At 51.3% G+C, this 17,566-nt stretch carries 14 protein-coding genes and 7 pseudogenes; 1 reads left to right on the top strand and 20 read right to left on the bottom strand.

Features of this window, described 5'->3' with window-relative positions:
• The first annotated feature begins 26 nt into the window (after positions 1-26).
• Positions 27-908, top strand: coding sequence for a LysR family transcriptional regulator (locus AAGQ88_RS11715; protein WP_342655434.1), 882 nt, complete (start codon positions 27-29; stop codon positions 906-908).
• Between the two features lie 159 nt (positions 909-1,067).
• Here AAGQ88_RS11715 and AAGQ88_RS11710 read toward each other — a convergent pair whose 3' ends face one another.
• The 20 genes and pseudogenes from AAGQ88_RS11710 to AAGQ88_RS11615 form a co-directional block, all read right to left on the bottom strand.
• Positions 1,068-1,307, bottom strand: a complete 240-nt coding sequence (locus tag AAGQ88_RS11710) for a hypothetical protein (protein WP_285426615.1) — start codon at positions 1,305-1,307, stop codon at positions 1,068-1,070.
• Between the two features lie 167 nt (positions 1,308-1,474).
• Positions 1,475-1,827, bottom strand: a pseudogene (locus AAGQ88_RS11705) (RHS repeat domain-containing protein); the annotation flags it as partial.
• A 41-nt stretch (positions 1,828-1,868) separates the two neighbouring features.
• Positions 1,869-2,090 (bottom strand): annotated as a pseudogene (locus AAGQ88_RS11700) (contractile injection system protein, VgrG/Pvc8 family); the annotation flags it as partial.
• Positions 2,091-2,214: 124 nt separating this feature from the next.
• Positions 2,215-2,946: a hypothetical protein gene (locus AAGQ88_RS11695; protein WP_342655433.1), complete on the bottom strand. Its 732-nt coding sequence runs from the start codon at positions 2,944-2,946 to the stop codon at positions 2,215-2,217.
• Positions 2,947-3,081: 135 nt separating this feature from the next.
• Positions 3,082-3,273 (bottom strand): hypothetical protein, encoded by a 192-nt coding sequence (locus tag AAGQ88_RS11690; protein WP_342655432.1) that lies wholly within the window; start codon positions 3,271-3,273, stop codon positions 3,082-3,084.
• Positions 3,274-3,569: 296 nt separating this feature from the next.
• Positions 3,570-4,151 carry an Imm5 family immunity protein gene (locus AAGQ88_RS11685; protein ID WP_342655431.1) on the bottom strand — a complete coding sequence of 194 codons (582 nt, stop codon included), beginning with the start codon at positions 4,149-4,151 and terminating at the stop codon, positions 3,570-3,572.
• A 208-nt stretch (positions 4,152-4,359) separates the two neighbouring features.
• Positions 4,360-6,272, bottom strand: a pseudogene (locus AAGQ88_RS11680) (RHS repeat-associated core domain-containing protein); the annotation flags it as partial.
• A gap of 12 nt (positions 6,273-6,284) precedes the next feature.
• Positions 6,285-6,557 (bottom strand): hypothetical protein, encoded by a 273-nt coding sequence (locus tag AAGQ88_RS11675; RefSeq protein WP_342655430.1) that lies wholly within the window; start codon positions 6,555-6,557, stop codon positions 6,285-6,287.
• Positions 6,558-6,968: 411 nt separating this feature from the next.
• A pseudogene (locus tag AAGQ88_RS11670) lies at positions 6,969-7,820 on the bottom strand (RHS repeat-associated core domain-containing protein); the annotation flags it as partial.
• 63 nt (positions 7,821-7,883) lie between these two features.
• The gene (locus tag AAGQ88_RS11665) at positions 7,884-8,189 is read right to left on the bottom strand and encodes a hypothetical protein (protein WP_342655429.1); all 306 of its coding nucleotides are present in this window, start codon (positions 8,187-8,189) and stop codon (positions 7,884-7,886) included.
• 809 nt (positions 8,190-8,998) lie between these two features.
• The gene (locus AAGQ88_RS11660) at positions 8,999-9,469 is read right to left on the bottom strand and encodes a hypothetical protein (RefSeq protein WP_342655428.1); all 471 of its coding nucleotides are present in this window, start codon (positions 9,467-9,469) and stop codon (positions 8,999-9,001) included.
• Positions 9,463-11,277, bottom strand: a pseudogene (locus AAGQ88_RS11655) (RHS repeat-associated core domain-containing protein); the annotation flags it as partial. The pseudogene AAGQ88_RS11655 and the gene AAGQ88_RS11660, both read right to left, overlap by 7 nt.
• A gap of 186 nt (positions 11,278-11,463) precedes the next feature.
• Positions 11,464-11,979 (bottom strand): SMI1/KNR4 family protein, encoded by a 516-nt coding sequence (locus tag AAGQ88_RS11650; protein ID WP_342655427.1) that lies wholly within the window; start codon positions 11,977-11,979, stop codon positions 11,464-11,466.
• A gap of 12 nt (positions 11,980-11,991) precedes the next feature.
• On the bottom strand, positions 11,992-12,255 hold the full coding sequence (locus tag AAGQ88_RS11645; RefSeq protein ID WP_342655426.1) for an HNH endonuclease: 264 nt from the start codon (positions 12,253-12,255) through the stop codon (positions 11,992-11,994).
• Between the two features lie 79 nt (positions 12,256-12,334).
• Entirely contained in the window at positions 12,335-12,547 is a 213-nt protein-coding gene (locus AAGQ88_RS11640) for an RHS domain-containing protein (protein WP_342655425.1), read from the bottom strand.
• A gap of 589 nt (positions 12,548-13,136) precedes the next feature.
• Positions 13,137-13,580: a DUF6386 family protein gene (locus tag AAGQ88_RS11635; protein WP_342655424.1), complete on the bottom strand. Its 444-nt coding sequence runs from the start codon at positions 13,578-13,580 to the stop codon at positions 13,137-13,139.
• 9 nt (positions 13,581-13,589) lie between these two features.
• Positions 13,590-14,855: pseudogene (locus tag AAGQ88_RS11630) on the bottom strand (RHS repeat-associated core domain-containing protein); the annotation flags it as partial.
• 63 nt (positions 14,856-14,918) lie between these two features.
• Positions 14,919-15,224 carry a hypothetical protein gene (locus tag AAGQ88_RS11625; RefSeq protein WP_342655423.1) on the bottom strand — a complete coding sequence of 102 codons (306 nt, stop codon included), beginning with the start codon at positions 15,222-15,224 and terminating at the stop codon, positions 14,919-14,921.
• 808 nt (positions 15,225-16,032) lie between these two features.
• A complete protein-coding gene (locus AAGQ88_RS11620; RefSeq protein WP_342655422.1) occupies positions 16,033-16,503 on the bottom strand; it encodes a hypothetical protein in 471 nt (156 codons plus the stop codon).
• Positions 16,497-17,520, bottom strand: a pseudogene (locus AAGQ88_RS11615) (RHS repeat-associated core domain-containing protein); the annotation flags it as partial. The gene AAGQ88_RS11620 and the pseudogene AAGQ88_RS11615, both read right to left, overlap by 7 nt.
• Positions 17,521-17,566: the final 46 nt, after the last annotated feature.

Genomic DNA, 17,566 nt, shown 5'->3' with positions numbered 1-17,566 from the left:
GCATATTTGCAGCAGGCGTGGACGCTATGAATTGGGATGACGCAAGATTCTTTCTGGCAGTGGCGCGGGTGGCGACCCTGCGCGGCGCGGCGCGCGCTCTCAATGTCGATCAGGCAACGGTGGGCAGACGGGTCGCAGCGCTGGAGCAGGCATTGAACGCAACGCTGTTTCTGCGCACCTCCGAGGGCTATACGCTCACCAACGCAGGCGAGGCCGCCCTGGACGCCGCCGAGCAGATGGAACAGGCCAGTCATGAACTGCAGCGGCGCATCGAGGGGCTGGATGACCGGCCTGTCGGGCTCGTGCGTATCGCCTCCACGGACTCGCTGGCCATCGAATTCGTGATCCCCGCCATTGCCCGCCTGCATGACACGTACCCTGACGTTCGGGTAGAAATCAAAGCCGGCACCGAGATGCTCAACTTGGCCAAGCGTGAAGCGGACATCGCGCTGCGCACCGTCAAACCGGACAACCCGGACCTCCTCGTCCGTCGCCTCGCCAGCTGGCCAATCGGCCTGTTCGCCTCACAGCAATACCTCGAACAGCGCGGCACGCCCCACATCGGCAGCGGCTTCGCCGGGCATGACATCGTCGGGTTCCAGGCCCATGTCGACGCTGGCGAACGCTACAACCTGGCACAGGAAACCGTTCAGGCCGCACGCGTGGTTGCCAGCGCCAACAGCAGCCTGCTGGTGCGCACGGCGCTCGCAGCGGGGCTCGGGCTGGGGGAAATCCCGATCCCCATGGGCGAACGCGACGGACTGGTGCAAGTGTGGCCGCAACGCACCCGCACGCAGACCTACGACGTCTGGCTCGTCACCCACAAAGACCTGCGCCACACCGCCCGCGTGAGTAAAGTCATCGAATACCTGGTCGAGGCGTTCAACCCAGACCGCCCGCCTACCTGATGTGCAATCACGGGTATCAAGGCTGATGCCCAGATCACCAGCGCTATGTCCCTGCAAGCGCGCTCGCCTGAGCAAAGGCTGGCATCGTTTCTGTGTCTTGACCGGCGAGCCAAATAAAAAGCCCAGGTGCATGCCTGGGCTTTGAGGTTGACAGCGGCACTACTCGGAATCGATCAGGCTGTCTGTCCTGGCGCTGCCGTTCTCCCGAGGGACCTGAGCATCCTGATCAGAACCCGGATTACCCGGCGGCGGATTCCAGTCCACCGGTCTTTCGCCAGTGCCCTGCTTGGGTTCGGAACTGGTGCGCTCAAGCCCCGAATCATGGTCTTCGCCCGTGTCCGGGCTTTTTTCATCCGGCCCAGGATACGCGGCTTCCGGCCCGTTGTTTTCAATCGCCATAACGATTCTCCCGTCTACGGCGCAGGATGTCTGCGCGTATAGATGTGAGACGACATTCACAGGCAAGTGCCTTGGCGCCGACGGGTGGAGGGGACAATTTTGTTTGGGGTTTGGTCGGTTGGATTTGATTGATGGAGGTGGGGTACTGAGTTGGGCGGGAGTGTAGTGCCCTTGTCGTCGTAGCGCGCTTGCCAGACGCTGCCGTCCGGAAATGTAGTCTCGGTAATCAGCGTGGTGCCAAGGTGGCGCTTGTACGTGATTAGTGCGGGCTAGCGGGTCGGTTTCTTCGATCAGGCGGGAGAAATCGACGTACTTGAAATCAGTCGGTTGCCGTCTGGCAGGCTGATCCCGGTCATATTGCCAGCTTCGTCGTTCAATGCCGTAGCGCTCGCCGCCAAAGTCTCGGCTGGCAGTCGATGGTTCCCCAGCTGCAGTTGCAGTTCAGCTGCAACGCATTGCTATGAGTCGCCATGACGCCTTCGGGTTAGCTGAATCGACGTGTTGGGTCGCCATTGCGGCTAGCCGGGATCCCACGTAGGCAGAATAGCGAGACATGTCACCGTCAATGCCATTGTTGCCGAAGCTCACCACGTGACCATTGATGGATAGGCGGCCGCCCGAGGCAAGTCCCATCTCGATGGTCGCAGCCTGCCCAATCGCGGACTTTAGCTTCACGCCAGTGTCATCGGAAATGAGTTCAAGCTGAAACCCGAAATCCGTCGACAGCCCTTTACTCCCCGCAAAGGACTCAACCAACAGCTCCTGGCCACCCTTGAGGGCCATGGTCAACTTAAACAGGCGCCTGTTCTGTGCAGAAAACAGCGACGAGAGCTCCATCGTTTCAACTACTCCTTAAACCAGTAGCACGCGATCAGGGGACAAACCTGCGCGCCAGAATCAGCGTCAATCAAGCACTCGGGGACTTGCGCCGGAAACCTACCCACTTGAAAAATCTGCTGATCCACCAGCGACTACGCGCTTGGCGAATTTCCTCGATCTCCATAAATGTGTAGGCCACTGATGTGGTGTTTTGCTTTATGCTTAAAGTGCGCAGCGCTCTCACTGTATGACGCATATGGTAAAGAATTACTAAGGCGCAGATGGTTAGAACAATCGCACCAATGACCCCCGCCGCCGAAACTCCAAAAAATTTAATAAAGACACTCGCGGCTAGCGTAGATGCACCAGCCGACAAAGCAACAAAATACCTTGCCGATGAATCCTTGCTAACTTTCGGCACCACCTTCACCTTGTTTCCGCTGTATTCAAATGGATGAAACGTCGGTTCTGTGTGAGCAATTACATAAAAAACCAGAAGCACTAAAGCCGCAGGTAACAATCCTGCAATTGAGGCTCCAGCACTTACCGCCCCCCATACGTCAGCGGCGATAGAATAGGCCATGCTGCTCGCCGGTATGATCAGAAAACCCTGCACACTGGCTAATACTGACCACAGATAAAATGTGAACCTCTCACAAAAATAGATCAAGTAAAGAAACCAACTTAGCTTCAAGATAAAAATAAATAAATAGACAGACCAGAAGAACGGTACAACAGAGAGGCCGAGAATCATGGCAAATACAAGCACACTGAAACATACCCAAGCACCGCGTTTAAGATAATCGGAGTCGAAAATCATTAGCCATAATCCTTTTGCCTTAACAGTATGAAAGCTTTTGATGTGCGCAGACCCGTTCCATCCCGGGTATTCGAAGTGCAACGTTCGGGGAAGGATGATATACGACAGCGCGTCGTCGCTGTTGAGATAATCGGTCTAGCGGCCGAGGGCATCTGTTTCAGCGATGGAGTTGCCATCAACGTCGTAGCGCGCTTGCCAGACGTCGCGGTCCGGAAATGTCGTCTCGGTAATCAGCGTGGTGCCAAGGTGGTGCTTGTACGTGGTAGTGCGGCCTAGCGGGTCGGCTTCCTCAATCAGGCGGGAGAAATCGTGGCTGATGCCGGTCATGTTGCCAACTTCGTCGAGTTCAATGCCGTAGCGCCTGCCGCCAAAGTCTCGGCTGCCCGCCGATGGTTTCCCAGCTGCAGTTGCAGCTCAGCCGCAACGGATTGCTATGGATCGCCATGACGCGTTCGGGTTAGCTGAGTCGACGCGTCGAGTCGCCATTGCGGCTAATTGCTTCGATGAGGTAGCAGTTGTCGTCGTAGCGATATCGGATCTGACAAACTAGATCACAATTATTCTGCGGCGAGACAAATGGTGAGTTTTCTCCCCTCAAAATCGTCCAACAAAAAGAATTTTGTTCAGACAACCTGCGGAACAGCGATATTTAGATACCATTCCCAAAAATGCCGACGACGCTCGGTGTCTCCATCATCGCCTAAGCCACCGGCAAAAGCAGAAGCCACTAAATAACTAGGCTCAAACGCCTCTGGATCAAGATCCTGGTCATTTCTGAGGTCAGAAGGATCAAATGAAAAATCATCTATTGCGGTCGAGATACTATTTGCAGCTGCGTGGCCGACAAACATCGCTGGATATTCATCATCCTCATATTCTTGGTCCTCCATCACGAATACATAGAATTCGTCCCGGATACTCAACGCCTTGTGTTGTGGGATAGTTTTCGCAGCGACACTAGACGCAACTGACAAGATCGAAACCAATCCGTCTTCACTCCCAAACTTTTTAGACCAGACTGCTCCCGCGTGTTTCACGCATATGACATCAAGCGTCGTCAAAATTATTATTTTTTCAGCATCCGACTTCTCTGTTGTAATTGTGCTCCACAACAGTCGCCTCAAAGGAAGTCCTAGCTCACCGGAAGATGACCTTTTAACCTCATCGAGAAGCTTTTCAACTAATAGTTCGGACTTCTCGTTCATTCTGACCTCAAAATGGTTTCGACGGTACATCTGGCTTGAAAGTTCTGATCGCTTTCGGATCGGCGACAGTCTGTTCAACCTTATTGAATTGAGCCAATTTTGGAAAATAACCCTGACAATCATGGCCGACCAACGGATTTCCTAACAGCGGGGACGTGGTGGCCAGACTTGCAGACTCCCATACCCTTTGTCTTGCACCACCCCCAAGGTCTATCCAACCTGTCGGGTTAGGAACATATCTATAGAGGTTCATCCCTCCATCTAACCCAATCGGATCCTGCGTTATAAACCGTCCCACGTGCGGATCGTAATACCGAAATGTGTTGTAGTGCAGCCCCCCGTCTCGTCGTCGAAGTACTGACCCTGCGACCGCAGATTCTGCTCGACCTCACTGACGGCAAACGCTTCAACCTCACCCCAAGCCTTATACGTGGCCTGCCAGACAATACTGCCATCAACGTCAGTCATTTCCAGCGGCGTGCCGATCTGGTCAGTGTGGAAGTAGTAGAGCTTATGTTCGGACTCGCCTTCGTTTTGGTCCACACGCGCAAGGGGCGCGTAGCTATTCGGCTCGTAGATATAAAGGCTGCTCTGCCACGGCGTCTCTTCGCGCAGCATCCGCAGGCCTTGCCACAGGAAATGCTTGTGTTCGGTCTGGCCGTTTATCTCGGACGTTTTGCCGATGCGCCGTCCAAGGCTGTCGTAACGATAGGTTCCGATGCCTCGCAGTTTGCCGTTCACCAACGTTTCAGCTTTGACGAGCCGGTTTTCACAGTCATAGGCGAACGTCTGCAGCGTGTTCAGCCCCACCCGCTTTTCGATCAGATTGCCCCACGCATCGTAGGCATATTCCTGATCACGCCAGCGTTTGATGCGGTTGTCTTTGACCTGATCGAACTGGCTGGTGTTGAAGTTCAATCGGTTGGCGGCCGCGTCGTAGCGGAACTCCTCGCTGTCGACGAGTCTGCCCGTGTCACGGCTGTGCAACTGGCCGTTGGCTTCGTATGCGTACTTGATCTCGCCGCGCAGTTTGTCGAGGGTGCGGATCAGTTCGCCTGCCGGGTCGTATTCGTAGCGGCGATGAATCGGGTTGTAGGCGTGCTCGACCAGCAAACTGTTGTCGCCGGGATTGTGAATCTGCGAGAGCTTGTCAGCCGGCATCGTCGATGCAAACTGCCAGCTCTTGCGGCCCATTGCGTCATAGCCGAAGCAACTGGTGAGCTTGCCCTGGGTGCGCAGCACCTCGCGGTGCAGGTCGTCACGTTCCATGTCGCTGATGAGCAGGCCATCAAGGTTGAGTTGGTGCAGGTGGCCGCTGCCGTAGTACAGGTGGTTGAGGTGCTGGCCTGTCGGCAATGTCAGCGTGGTGAGGTTACTCAGCGGATCGTATTCGTAGTCCAGCGCGCCTTGGGGCGTGGTCTCTTTGATCAAACGGCCCAGCAGGTCGTACTCGAACGCGAGCGTTTCTTCGCTGACGCCGAGTTTCTTGCCGATCGATGTAGGCAGCCGCGCAATCGACAGCAGGCGATCCACATCGTCGTAGGTGTAATCCTGACGTGCATCCTCGTTGAGTTTGGCGAGCAGACGGCCTATCGAATCGCGTTCGAATTCGGTGCTGCGCTGTGGTCGTTCCGCCCGGTCGCCATAGCCGATTTCATCGACGCGCGTCAGATGCCCACCAAGGTTGTAGCTGAAACGGCGCGTCAGGTTGTCGATGCGTTTTTCTTTGATCAGGCGATCCGAGGCGTCGTAGGCGAACTGATACGCGGCGTTGTTTTCGTTGACCAGTGCAGTGAGGCGAATGGCCTTGTCGTACTCGTAGCGAATCCGTTGGCCTTTGGCGTCCTGGCGACTGCTCGGCAATCCGCGCGCGGTTCGCAGCAGACGCTTGGTCTGACCTTTGCCGTCGGTGTGCGTCAGCACCTGGCCGAGGGCGTTGTAGGTAAAGGACTCGGCAGTACCGTCCGGGTGATCGATGCGCAGTACTTCGCCGTCAGGCTTACGCTCAAGCCTGGTGGTCTGATTCAACGCATCGGTGACGGCCACCAAGTGAGCGCGGTCGTCGTAGGTGTAGAAGGTACTTTTGCCCGAACAGTCCTGAAAGCAATCGAACTGGGTGACAATCTTTAAAACTCAGGGATTAGCCACAATAAACATGTTTAATTCCTTTTGTGCATCGTCCATCTTTTGAAGCAGCGGATTCTCATAATCACTATAAATCTCCAGATACTCACGTGGTGAATTTTTTATCAGGTTTTCAGTTAAATCATCACTCATCAACTTGCATATTGCTAACTCGTAATTCTTTATAATTGAATGCAAAACGTTTTCAGCGCGCTCAATCTCTACGAGTCTCAAACCCGCGAGCACGTCCTTCAGCAAACACAACAGTTCATTTTTACCCATCACAACCTCTCTATATAGAACCTATATTCCTGACACCAACAACCGAGGCCAATTTTGCGGCATGAGGATCTGGTCTGCACCACCCTCGAATATCGTTCCGGACTTGGTAATCTGCGGGGCTACCGATCCAATATTTAGCGTAGTTCCCTTTGGTATAAGTATTTTAGCTTCAAATTGCCTTGTGTTTTTCCACTCAGGCAAAAGGGCTGCATCTAATTTCGCCTGTATACGACTAGATGCTGGAGAGGTAGATACAAAAGCACCGCCTGGCTTGGCATTACCCCCAAACACTCGATATGCGTAAATATCTTTTGTGGTTATGACCGTCTTATATTCACCGTTAGTAAATGACTCTGCCACCCAACTTGGAAGTGAAGCCTTTTCGGTTTCAGTATAACTTCCCTTTAGGCTTTCACAGCTTAATCCGAGCGGATCAATCCAATCAACAGGATTGGAGGCATACTCATACAGGTTAACTCCACCGCCAAGCCCAATCGGATCCTGCGTTATAAACCGCCCCACCTGCGGATCGTAATACCGAAACGTGTTGTAGTGCAGCCCCGTCTCGTCGTCGAAATACTGCCCCTGGAACCGCAGATTCTGCTCGACCCCGTTGACTGCTAGCGCCTCAATCTCACCCCAAGCCTTGTAGGTGGCCTGCCAGACGATGCTGCCCTCAACGTCAGTCATTTCCAGCGGCGTGCCGATCTGGTCGGTGTGGAAGTAGTAGAGCTTCTGTTCGGACTCGCCTTCGTTTTGGTCCACTCGCGCAAGGGGCGCGTAGCTGCCGGGCTCGTATATGTAAAGACTGCTCTGCCACGGCGTCTCTTCGCGCAGCATCCGCAGACCTTGCCAGAGAAAGTGTTTGTGTTCGGTCTGGCCGTTCATTTCGGAGGTTTTACTGATCCTCCTCCCGAGGCTGTCGTAACGATAGGTGCCTATGCCTTGCAGTTTGCCGTTTACCAACGTTTCAGCTTTGACGAGCCGGTTTTCACAGTCATAGGCGAACGTCTGCCACGTGTTCAGCCCTACCCGCTTTTCGATCAGATTGCCCCACGCATCGTAGGCATATTCCTGATCGCGCCAGCGTTTGATGCGGTTGTCTTTGACCTGGTCGAACTGGCTGGTGTTGAAGTTCAGTCGGTTGGCGGCCGCGTCGTAGCGGAACTCCTCGCTGTCGACGAGTCTGCCCGTATCGCGGCTGTGCAACTGGCCGTTGGCTTCGTATTCGTACTTGATCTCGCCACGCAGCTTGTCGAGGGTGGCAAAGCGCATCTAAACGTACGGCATCACTACCCAGTCTTGGTCAAACCTCACCAATCAATACTACTCCTTGAAGGAGTCATTTTTACGGTAAAAGATAACCGCGTCCAAATAGGCTTCAGCACTAGCTTTCAACTGCCGTTTTTCTAAGACAGATACGACATCCATAAGTGAAGGACACTCCACAAAGGTTCGTTTACTTCTTTCAAACTCAATCTCCTCTAGTTCGGTTTCAGCAACGTAATATTTGGCATCACGAGCTACCGCTAAAGAATCGATATCCTGGCCCTTATCCACAAAAACCCAACCAGTTTCTGGAAGCACTTCTCTTTCTTGCAAAAGCTCGCAAAACCCATTGTATACTTTCATATTTATCCATCATCTACATGCGGAGCCACCGCCCCACTTATTGCGGCCACCACCTGTACCACCTAAAGGGTAAACTTTGTGGTACGTTCTGTGATCTAGTCTATCGACCAGCTGGAGAAACAGGGTTTGTCCCCATGATGCCAAGTTCACTTTGGCGGAGAGCTTCTGAAAAGGAATCATCCACTCTTGGTTGGACATGCTGAACAACTCTGGGACATTTAGCCTCTAAAGTAACTCTGAAATCAGGATCAACACTCATACGCTCATAAAGTGATTTGTGCACCCTACTGAAATTTTCAACATCGCCAAGCGTACACTCGGAAACCACAAGAGTTTTCTCATGAAAAACATCAAATACACCTAAAGGCTTAGTTTCTTCTCAGTCAGACCAACCTAGCGGGATCTATCCATTTATAGGGTTAGAAGCATATTATTTGTAGCGACGCGCCGATCTGAGGGACGTGAAAATAATAAACTCTTTGTTCAGCCTCACACACTTGCTGATCGGCGCGCACCAACGGCTCCATTGCTGCTGGTTGAGCATACTTCACAGCGTTTTTTATCGCCGCATTCATATGCCTCCAGAAGCGTTCAATAAGTAGTAGGTAATGCTGGCTGTATAGCTTTCCCCTCAGATGAAACCCTCAAACGCTTCTTTTTCAATGAGCCGGCCATTGCAGCATTCCCAAAATTTCACCGCACGCTTGAGCAACCAGAAAGTTGAATAAGCGATGAAAATAAGATGTCAGTCAAAAATGCCGACATCTTTTTTCATGCCGTCAGATGCGAAACCAATGTTGTTATATGTCCTATGGTATCCAACTCATCACTTGTTTCGCATACGCGGCTGCCTTAGGGACTCTAGAAGACTTCAGATACGCCTCTAAAATATTCCTGCTTTTTTTTGCAAGCAGAAACTCGATCGCGTTGCCCAACAGAAAACCGCGCGCGTATCCTTTAGAAATAATGTTGCTATCTTTATCCGACTCATCAGGTTCTTCTCCTGGAGGATAGTCTTGCTCGTCTGGCAAGTTATTTAGCGCTCTATACTTTAAAACAGAGAACGCTTTCAAACTTTTTCCATCCTCGACAAATATTTTCTCCAACTCATCAGGCTTCAAGTCTGAGCGACTGATTGAAGCACCATCCATTGTCGCAAACACCTCCTCATAAGCATCTAATACCTTTATGTTCAACTCAGCCCTAAGCTCACCCACCAACTTATCATAATAAGCTGAATTTACAATTAGCTTCGCCAACTCCGGATTTATAGTTACCAAACGTCTACTCCTTTAATAATCCTGATTAAACTTGAGCCCACATGTCGGAATGAATCTACGGCCTCGTGTTCCCACGGAGTAAGTGAGAGCAAGTTTGAAGCGTCATGTACACCAGCTCCACCTACACGCTGAGGTATGCTGTTATGGTGCAGTTCCATAGAAACATCTTTCTGACTTACTTCAAAGGTCCTACGACTCATTACCTCAACGGTCATTTTCGGAGCCTTACCCTCGGCCATCCGAGCCATATTGGCAGGAGAATACACTTGACTCGGCGCCTTCGACTCAGCTTTCCAATAGTTCCTACGCGCACTGCTCCAGCATTCCCAGCCCCAGGGATCAATCCATCCTGTTGGGTTAGGGACATATCGATAGAGGTTCATCCCCCCATCCAACCCAATCGGATCCTGCGTAATAAACCGTCCCACCTGCGGATCGTAATACCGAAACGTGTTGTAGTGCAGCCCCGTCTCGTCGTCGAAGTACTGCCCCTGGAACCGCAGATTCTGCTCGACCTCATTGACGGCAAACCCTTCAACCTCACCCCACGCTTTGTATGTCGCCTGCCAGACAATGCTCCCATCAACGTCGGTCATTTCCAGCGGCGTGCCGATCTGGTCGGTGTGGAAGTAGTAGAGCGTCTGTTCGGGCTCGCCCTCGTTTTGGTCCACTCGCGCAAGGGGCGCGTAGCTATTCGGTTCGTAGATATAAAGACTGCTCTGCCACGGCGTTTCTTCCCGCAGCATGCGCAGGCCTTGCCAGAGGAAGTGTTTGTGTTCGGTCTGGCCGTTTATCTCGGACGTCTTGCCGATGCGCCGTCCAAGGCTGTCATAGCGGTAGGTGCCGACACTTTCCAGTTTGCCATTGGCGAGGGATTCAGCCCGGACCAAACGGTTTTCGCAGTCGTAGGCGAACGTCTGCAGCGTGTTCAGCCCTACCCGCTTTTCAATCAGATTGCCCCAAGCGTCGTAGGCATATTCCTGATCGCGCCAGCGTTTGATGCGGTTGTCTTTGACCTGATCGAACTGGCTGGTGTTGAAGTTCAGTCGGTTGGCGGCCGCGTCGTAGCGGAACTCTTCGCTGTCGACGAGCTTGCCTGTGTCGCGGCTGTGTAACTGGCCGTTAGCTTCGTATTCGTACTTGATCTCGCCGCGCAGTTTGTCGAGGGTGCGGATGAGTTCGCCGGCCGGGTCGTATTCGTAGCGGCGGTGGATCGGGTTTTGCGCGTGCTCGACCAACAGGCTGTTGTCGCCGGGGTTGAGGATCTGCGAAAGCTTTTCAGCCGGCATCGTCGATGCGAACTGCCAGCTTTTGCGGCCCATGGCGTCGTAACCGATGCAACTGGTGAGTTTGCCTTGGGTGCGAAGAACCTCGCGGTGCAGGTCGTCACGTTCCATGTCGCTGATGAGCAGGCCATCGAGGTTCAGTTGGTGCAGATGACCGCTGCCGTAGTACAGATGGTTGAGGTGCTGGCCTGTCGGCAATGTCAGCGTGGTGAGGTTACTCAGCGGATCGTATTCGTAGTCCAGCGCGCCTTGGGGCGTGGTCTCTTTGATCAGACGGCCCAGCAGGTCGTACTCGAACGCGAGCGTTTCTTCCCCAATGCCGAGTTTCTTGCCGATCGATGTAGGCAGCCGCGCAATCGACAGCAGGCGATCCACATCGTCGTAGGTGTAATCCTGACGTGCATCCTGATTGAGTTTGGCGAGCAGACGGCCTATCGAATCGCGTTCGAATTCGGTGCTGCGCTGTGGTTGTTCGGCCCGTTCGCCGTAGCCGAGTTCGTAGACGCGCGTCAGATGCCCGCCCGGGGCCCGTACGCTGTTGCTTGTTGAAGTGCCGTACTACCCTTTCATTTAATAATCTACCCCCTATAGACTAGTAGTTGCTATTGCCATACCCAAAGGCGGTCATACCACCAGGCACCCGGTACAAATCCAAAATAAAAACCCGCTGACATATGCCTATCTATCTAGGTTTACATCAGCAGCAGATCAAATTTCCTCTACAAAATCTGGATTACCATTCGCACTCTCTACAACAAGCGAATAAAATTCACTAAACGTTGATGCAACTAAGAAGAGATTTCCGCTATCTTCCTGCTCTGCGATATCATAGAAATTTATAGAGTCAGACTCATGCAAATGCGTTCTATCCCAGTAGTACACGCCCTTCTTGTCCCCGCCTATAAGAACATAGGGGTTCCCACCACCATCTTCGCCGATAGCGATGGCATTCGGAAGAAACCTAAGCTCATCAATAAATTCTTTGTTGAAGCTAACAATGTCGTTGCATTCCTCATCGGGCAAAAATCCAAAAAACCTATCAAAACTGATAACACCTTCATCAACAGCCTTCAACGGTATCTGAGCATAATGCGGGGAGGAAAAATAAAGTCCGTTCATTTTATAGAGAAAATCTCGACAGCCAGAAGGTAACTTCTTACCGATTTCCACCTCAATAAAATCAACAACAGTAGATACGAGACCTTTCTTATATAAAATCGGCATAACTCACCTCATTCAACATGTAGACTTCATATTCTTTACCGCACCTGAATGGGTAAATCTGTTGTGAATCTTCTTAGGAACTTCTTGCATTGTTTTCATATTTTCATGACGGTGCCAAGTATTTTTGGTGTAATCTGCAGGCCCTTTAGGCGCAAGAGCATCGGCTTTCCCAAAGTCTCCACCAGGATTTTTGCCATGGTTCCCCTTTAGGTCAGGCACGTCTATCTGCTGACGTTCAAAAGGAGTGAAGTCTGGATGCCCATTAGGGTATCTCACAGTATTGCCTTCCCAGTCACTATATACCCAAGTCCGTCCCTCTATCTCCGAATGAACGGAGCCGCCTTTTTCAAACCATTTAGACAAATCTGGAGAGTGAGAAGGTTTTGCGCTCCAGCCCCCAAGGATCAACGTCCGTCATCTCAAGCGGCGTGCCGATCTGGTCGGTATGGAAGTAATAGAGCTTCTGTTCGGCCTCACCTTCCTGTTGATCGACCCGGGCCAGTGGCGCGTAGCTATTCGGCTCGTAGATATAAAGGCTAGACTGCCACGGCGTTTCTTCCCGCAGCATGCGCAGGCCTTGCCAGAGAAAATGCTTGTGTTCGGTCTGGCCGCTTATCTCGGCTGACTTGCCAATACATAGGCCAAGCTGTCGTAACGGTAGGACCTTACCATCGGCAGCTTGCCGCTAACTTAGCGGGTCGTATTCGTAGTCCAGAGTTCCTGAGGCGTGGTCTCTCGAAGTATCCGATCAACCGAATCATAGAACAATTAGAGCGTTTATTCACCAACGCCGAGATTCTTGCCGGTCGATGCAGGCAGCCGCGCGATCGATCGCAGGCGATCGCCTTCGCCGTAGGCGTAATCTTACGCGCATCCTGATTGAACTTCGCCAACAAGCGGCTAATTGAGTCATGTTCGAATTCGTCACTGAACTGTGAACGTTCGGCATGCTCTCAGTAGCCGATATAATAGACGCGGGTCAGATGCCAGCCGAAGTCGCAGGTCGAACGACAGGGCAGGTCTTAAAAGAATTTAAGTCGCGGGCAGCTCCGCAACCAATTCAGTAAAATAAACTCTCATAGAAGCAGCACACACCGCACGACTTTACCCGACGTCGAACTCTAAGAGATAAACCCACCTGACATCTATCAAAAGAATTAAATCCGTATGGATTCCACAATAGAGTTATACTTTGTTTCTGAGGATGAAAACGACAAAACTACATCATTGCCAATTTTTTTATATTTCAACTTGTAGTTACCGGGAGTAAATTGTATCACTTTACCTTGAATAGCGTCCGACCCATCAGGCTCCAAATCCCCTCCAGTGGTATCCTCACCTGCACCAATAAAGATATGACCGGAGGGAAATCCTATATACACACTCCCATCCTCATCACTTATATTGTCAACAATGCTTATACTGTATACACCATCTTGACCAACATTTAAAAAGGTGATATTACCCTTATTCACCTCATCCACCTCATCCTGTTGAATACTCCACCAATCCGGAGTGTCAGAAATCCTGTGCTTGATGGCCATCAGATCGAAAACCACGATTGTCGCTGTATCGGTTATAACGGAAATATATTGAGTCATCTTAAAACCTCAGTTAAAAATAATAGCACTAATTTTATCGCCGGGGCTTAGACCCGCTCGTCTACCAGCATTCTTTATAGAGCTACCTACGCTTTTATTGATAGTTTCGTCAAGCATCTGCAACCTTTGTGTCGCTGATCCACCTACGATTAGATCGACTGGGTGATCTGCATTGAGCTTAGTCAAATCTGGGGCATGTCCAAACATTCTTTCAAAACGCGCTGCAACTGCTTTCCTATATGATCCTTGGAGCGAGGATATCCTAACGTCATGCGTGCCCGGTGACCAGACCAACTCGCCTCGATTGGCTGCTCGGATCAGTGCATTCTGTTTTTTTGTAAACTGTCTTTGAAGAAACGAACGTTCTGCGCTCGACAGATCAGGGCTGCTAAGTATTTTGGGCTTGTTAACATTCAATGTCGTAGAGCAGGTCCAACCTAATGGATCGACCCTCCCGACAGGATTTGGTGATTGTTGATAAAGATTGACACTCCCTGCCAACCCAATCGGATCCTGCGTTATAAACCGCCCCACCTGCGGATCGTAATACCGAAACGTGTTGTAGTGCAGCCCCGTCTCGTCGTCGAAGTACTGCCCCTGGAACCGCAGATTCTGCTCGACCTCATTGACGGCAAACCCTTCAACCTCACCCCACGCTTTGTATGTCGCCTGCCAGACAATGCTCCCATCAACGTCCGTCATCTCCAACGGCGTGCCGATCTGGTCGGTGTGGAAGTAGTAGAGCTTCTGTTCGGACTCGCCTTCGTTTTGGTCCACTCGCGCCAGAGGTGCATAGCTACCCGGCTCGTAGACATAAAGACTGCTCTGCCACGGCGTCTCTTCGCGCAGCATCCGCAGGCCTTGCCACAGGAAATGCTTGTGTTCGGTCTGGCCGTTTATCTCGGACGTCTTGCCGACGCGTCGTCCAAGGCTGTCGTAACGATAGGTGCCGGTACTGTGAAGCTTGCCGTCGAGGAGGGTTTCGGCTCTGACAAGGCGATTTTCGCAGTCATAGCTGAAGGACTGCAGCTTGTTCAGCCCTACCCGCTTTTCGATCAGGTTGCCCCACGCATCGTAGGCATATTCCTGATCGCGCCAGCGCTTAATGCGGTTGTCTTTGACCTGATCGAACTGGCTGGTGTTGAAGTTCAGTCGGTTGGCGGCAGCGTCGTAGCGGAACTCTTCGCTGTCGACGAGTCTGCCCGTATCGCGGCTGTGCAACTGGCCATTGGCTCCGTATGCGTACTTGATCTCGCCACGCAGCTTGTCGAGGGTGGCAAAGCGCATCTAAACGTACGGCATCACTACCCAGTCTTGGTCAAACCTCACCAATCAATACTACTCCTTGAAGGAGTCATTTTTACGGTAAAAGATAACCGCGTCCAAATAGGCTTCAGCACTAGCTTTCAACTGCCGTTTTTCTAGGACAGATACGACATCCATAAGTGAAGGACACTCCACAAAGGTTCGTTTACTTCCTTCAAACTCAATCTCCTCTAGTTCGGTTTCAGCAACGTAATATTTGGCATCACGAGCTACCGCTAAAGAATCGATATCCTGGCCCTTATCCACAAAAACCCAACCAGTTTCTGGAAGCACTTCTCTTTCTTGCAAAAGCTCGCAAAACCCATTGTATACTTTCATATTTATCCATCATCTACATGCGGAGCCACCGCCCCACTTATTGCGGCCACCACCTGTACCACCTAAAGGGTAAACTTTGTGGTACGTTCTGTGATCTAGTCTATCGACCAGCTGGAGAAACAGGGTTTGTCCCCATGATGCCAAGTTCACTTTGGCGGAGAGCTTCTGAAAAGGAATCATCCACTCTTGGTTGGACATGCTGAACAACTCTGGGACATTTAGCCTCTAAAGTAACTCTGAAATCAGGATCAACACTCATACGCTCATAAAGTGATTTGTGCACCCTACTGAAATTTTCAACATCGCCAAGCGTACACTCGGAAACCACAAGAGTTTTCTCATGAAAAACATCAAATACACCTAAAGGCTTAGTTTCTTCTCAGTCAGACCAACCTAGCGGGATCTATCCATTTATAGGGTTAGAAGCATATTATTTGTAGCGACGCGCCGATCTGAGGGACGTGAAAATAATAAACTCTTTGTTCAGCCTCACACACTTGCTGATCGGCGCGCACCAACGGCTCCATTGCTGCTGGTTGAGCATACTTCACAGCGTTTTTTATCGCCGCATTCATATGCCTCCAGAAGCGTTCAATAAGTAGTAGGTAATGCTGGCTGTATAGCTTTCCCTTCAGATGAAACCCTCCAACGCTTTTTTTCAATGGGCCGGCCATTGCAGCATTCCCAAAATTTTACCGCACGCTTGAGCAACCAGAAAGTTGAATAAGCGATGAAAATAAGATGTCAGTCAAAAATGCCGACATCTTTTTTCATGCCATCAGATGCGAAACCAATGTTGTTATATGTCCTATGGTATCCAACTCATCACTTGTTTCGCATACGCGGCTGCCTTAGGGACTCTAGAAGACTTCAGATACGCCTCTAAAATATTCCTGCTTTTTTTTGCAAGCAGAAACTCGATAGCGTTGCCCAACAGAAAACCGCGCGCGTATCCTTTAGAAATAATGTTGCTATCTTTATCCGACTCATCAGGTTCTTCTCCTGGAAGATAGTCCTGCTCGTCTGGCAAGTTATTTAGCGCTCTATACTTTAAAACAGAGAACGCTTTCAAACTTTTTCCATCCTCGACAAATATTTTCTCCAACTCATCAGGCTTCAAGTCTAAGCGACTGATTGAAGCACTATCCATAGTCGCAAACACCTCCTCATAAGCATCTAATACCTTTATGTTCAACTCAGCCCTAAGCTCACCCACCAACATATCATAATAAGCTGAATTTACAATTAGCTTCGCCAACTCCGGATTTGTAGTTACCAAACGTCTACCCCTTTAACAATCCTGATTAAACTTGAGCCTACATGTCGGAATGAATCTACGGCCTCGTGTTCCCACGGAGTTAGTGAGAGCAAGTTTGAAGCGTCATGTACACCAGCCCCACCTACACACTGAGGTATGCTGTTATGGTGCAGTTCCATAGAAACATCTTTCTGACTTACTTCAAAGGTCCTACGACTCATTACCTCAACGGTCATTTTCGGAGCCTGACCCTCGGCCATCCGAGCCATATTGGCAGGGGAGTACACTTGACTCGGCGCATTCGACTCAGCCTTCCAGTAGTTCTTACGCGCACTGCTCCAGCATTCCCAGCCCCAGGGATCAATCCACCCTGTTGGGTTGGGAACATATCGATAGAGGTTCATCCCCCCATCCAACCCAATCGGATCTTGAGTTACAAACCTCCCCACCTGCGGATCGTAATACCGAAATGTATTGTAGTGCAGCCCCGTTTCGTCGTCGAAGTACTGCCCCTGAAAACGCAGGTTCTGCTCGACCCCTTTGACTGCTAGCGCCTCAATCTCACCCCACGCCTTGTACGCCGCCTGCCAGACGATGCTGCCCTCAACGTCGGTCATTTCCAGCGGCGTGCCGATCTGGTCAGTGTGAAAGTAATAGAGCTTTTGTTCGGCCTCACCTTCCTGTTGATGGACTCGGGCCAGTGGCGCGTAGCTATTCGGCTCGTAGACATACAGGCTGCTCTGCCACGGCGTCTCTTCCCGCAGCATGCGCAGGCCTTGCCAGAGAAAGTGTTTGTGTTCGGTCTGGCCGTTTATCTCGGACGTCTTGCCAACACACATCGCCCGAGGCTGTCGTAACGATAGGTGCCAATGCTTTCAAGCCGGCCGTTGGTGAGCGTTTCAGCCTGGACCCACCGGTTTCCGCAATCGTAGCTGAAGATTTGCAGCTGGCTCAGCCCCTTACCGCTTTTTCAATTAGGTCCCCCTAAGCGTCGTGAACATATTCCTAATCGCGCCAGCGATTGATGCGGTTGTCTTGACCTGTCAAATTTGGGGCGATCATTACTCTAAAGCCCCGCCTGACC

Source organism: Pseudomonas sp. F3-2, from assembly GCF_038804275.1.
GTDB lineage: Bacteria > Pseudomonadota > Gammaproteobacteria > Pseudomonadales > Pseudomonadaceae > Aquipseudomonas.
The sequence above is the reverse complement of the archived record's forward strand: the minus strand, read 5'-3'. Positions and strand labels throughout refer to the sequence as shown.

What these genes read in the sequence shown, in the direction of transcription:
- AAGQ88_RS11715 (WP_342655434.1), top strand. Translation starts at nt 27, where the DNA reads ATGAATTGGGATGACGCAAGATTCTTTCTGGCAGTGGCGCGGGTGGCG.
- AAGQ88_RS11710 (WP_285426615.1), bottom strand. Translation starts at nt 1,307, where the DNA reads ATGGCGATTGAAAACAACGGGCCGGAAGCCGCGTATCCTGGGCCGGAT.
- AAGQ88_RS11695 (WP_342655433.1), bottom strand. Translation starts at nt 2,946, where the DNA reads ATGATTTTCGACTCCGATTATCTTAAACGCGGTGCTTGGGTATGTTTC.
- AAGQ88_RS11690 (WP_342655432.1), bottom strand. Translation starts at nt 3,273, where the DNA reads ATGACCGGCATCAGCCACGATTTCTCCCGCCTGATTGAGGAAGCCGAC.
- AAGQ88_RS11685 (WP_342655431.1), bottom strand. Translation starts at nt 4,151, where the DNA reads ATGAACGAGAAGTCCGAACTATTAGTTGAAAAGCTTCTCGATGAGGTT.
- AAGQ88_RS11675 (WP_342655430.1), bottom strand. Translation starts at nt 6,557, where the DNA reads ATGGGTAAAAATGAACTGTTGTGTTTGCTGAAGGACGTGCTCGCGGGT.
- AAGQ88_RS11665 (WP_342655429.1), bottom strand. Translation starts at nt 8,189, where the DNA reads ATGAAAGTATACAATGGGTTTTGCGAGCTTTTGCAAGAAAGAGAAGTG.
- AAGQ88_RS11650 (WP_342655427.1), bottom strand. Translation starts at nt 11,979, where the DNA reads ATGCCGATTTTATATAAGAAAGGTCTCGTATCTACTGTTGTTGATTTT.
- AAGQ88_RS11640 (WP_342655425.1), bottom strand. Translation starts at nt 12,547, where the DNA reads ATGCTGCGGGAAGAAACGCCGTGGCAGTCTAGCCTTTATATCTACGAG.
- AAGQ88_RS11635 (WP_342655424.1), bottom strand. Translation starts at nt 13,580, where the DNA reads ATGACTCAATATATTTCCGTTATAACCGATACAGCGACAATCGTGGTT.
- AAGQ88_RS11625 (WP_342655423.1), bottom strand. Translation starts at nt 15,224, where the DNA reads ATGAAAGTATACAATGGGTTTTGCGAGCTTTTGCAAGAAAGAGAAGTG.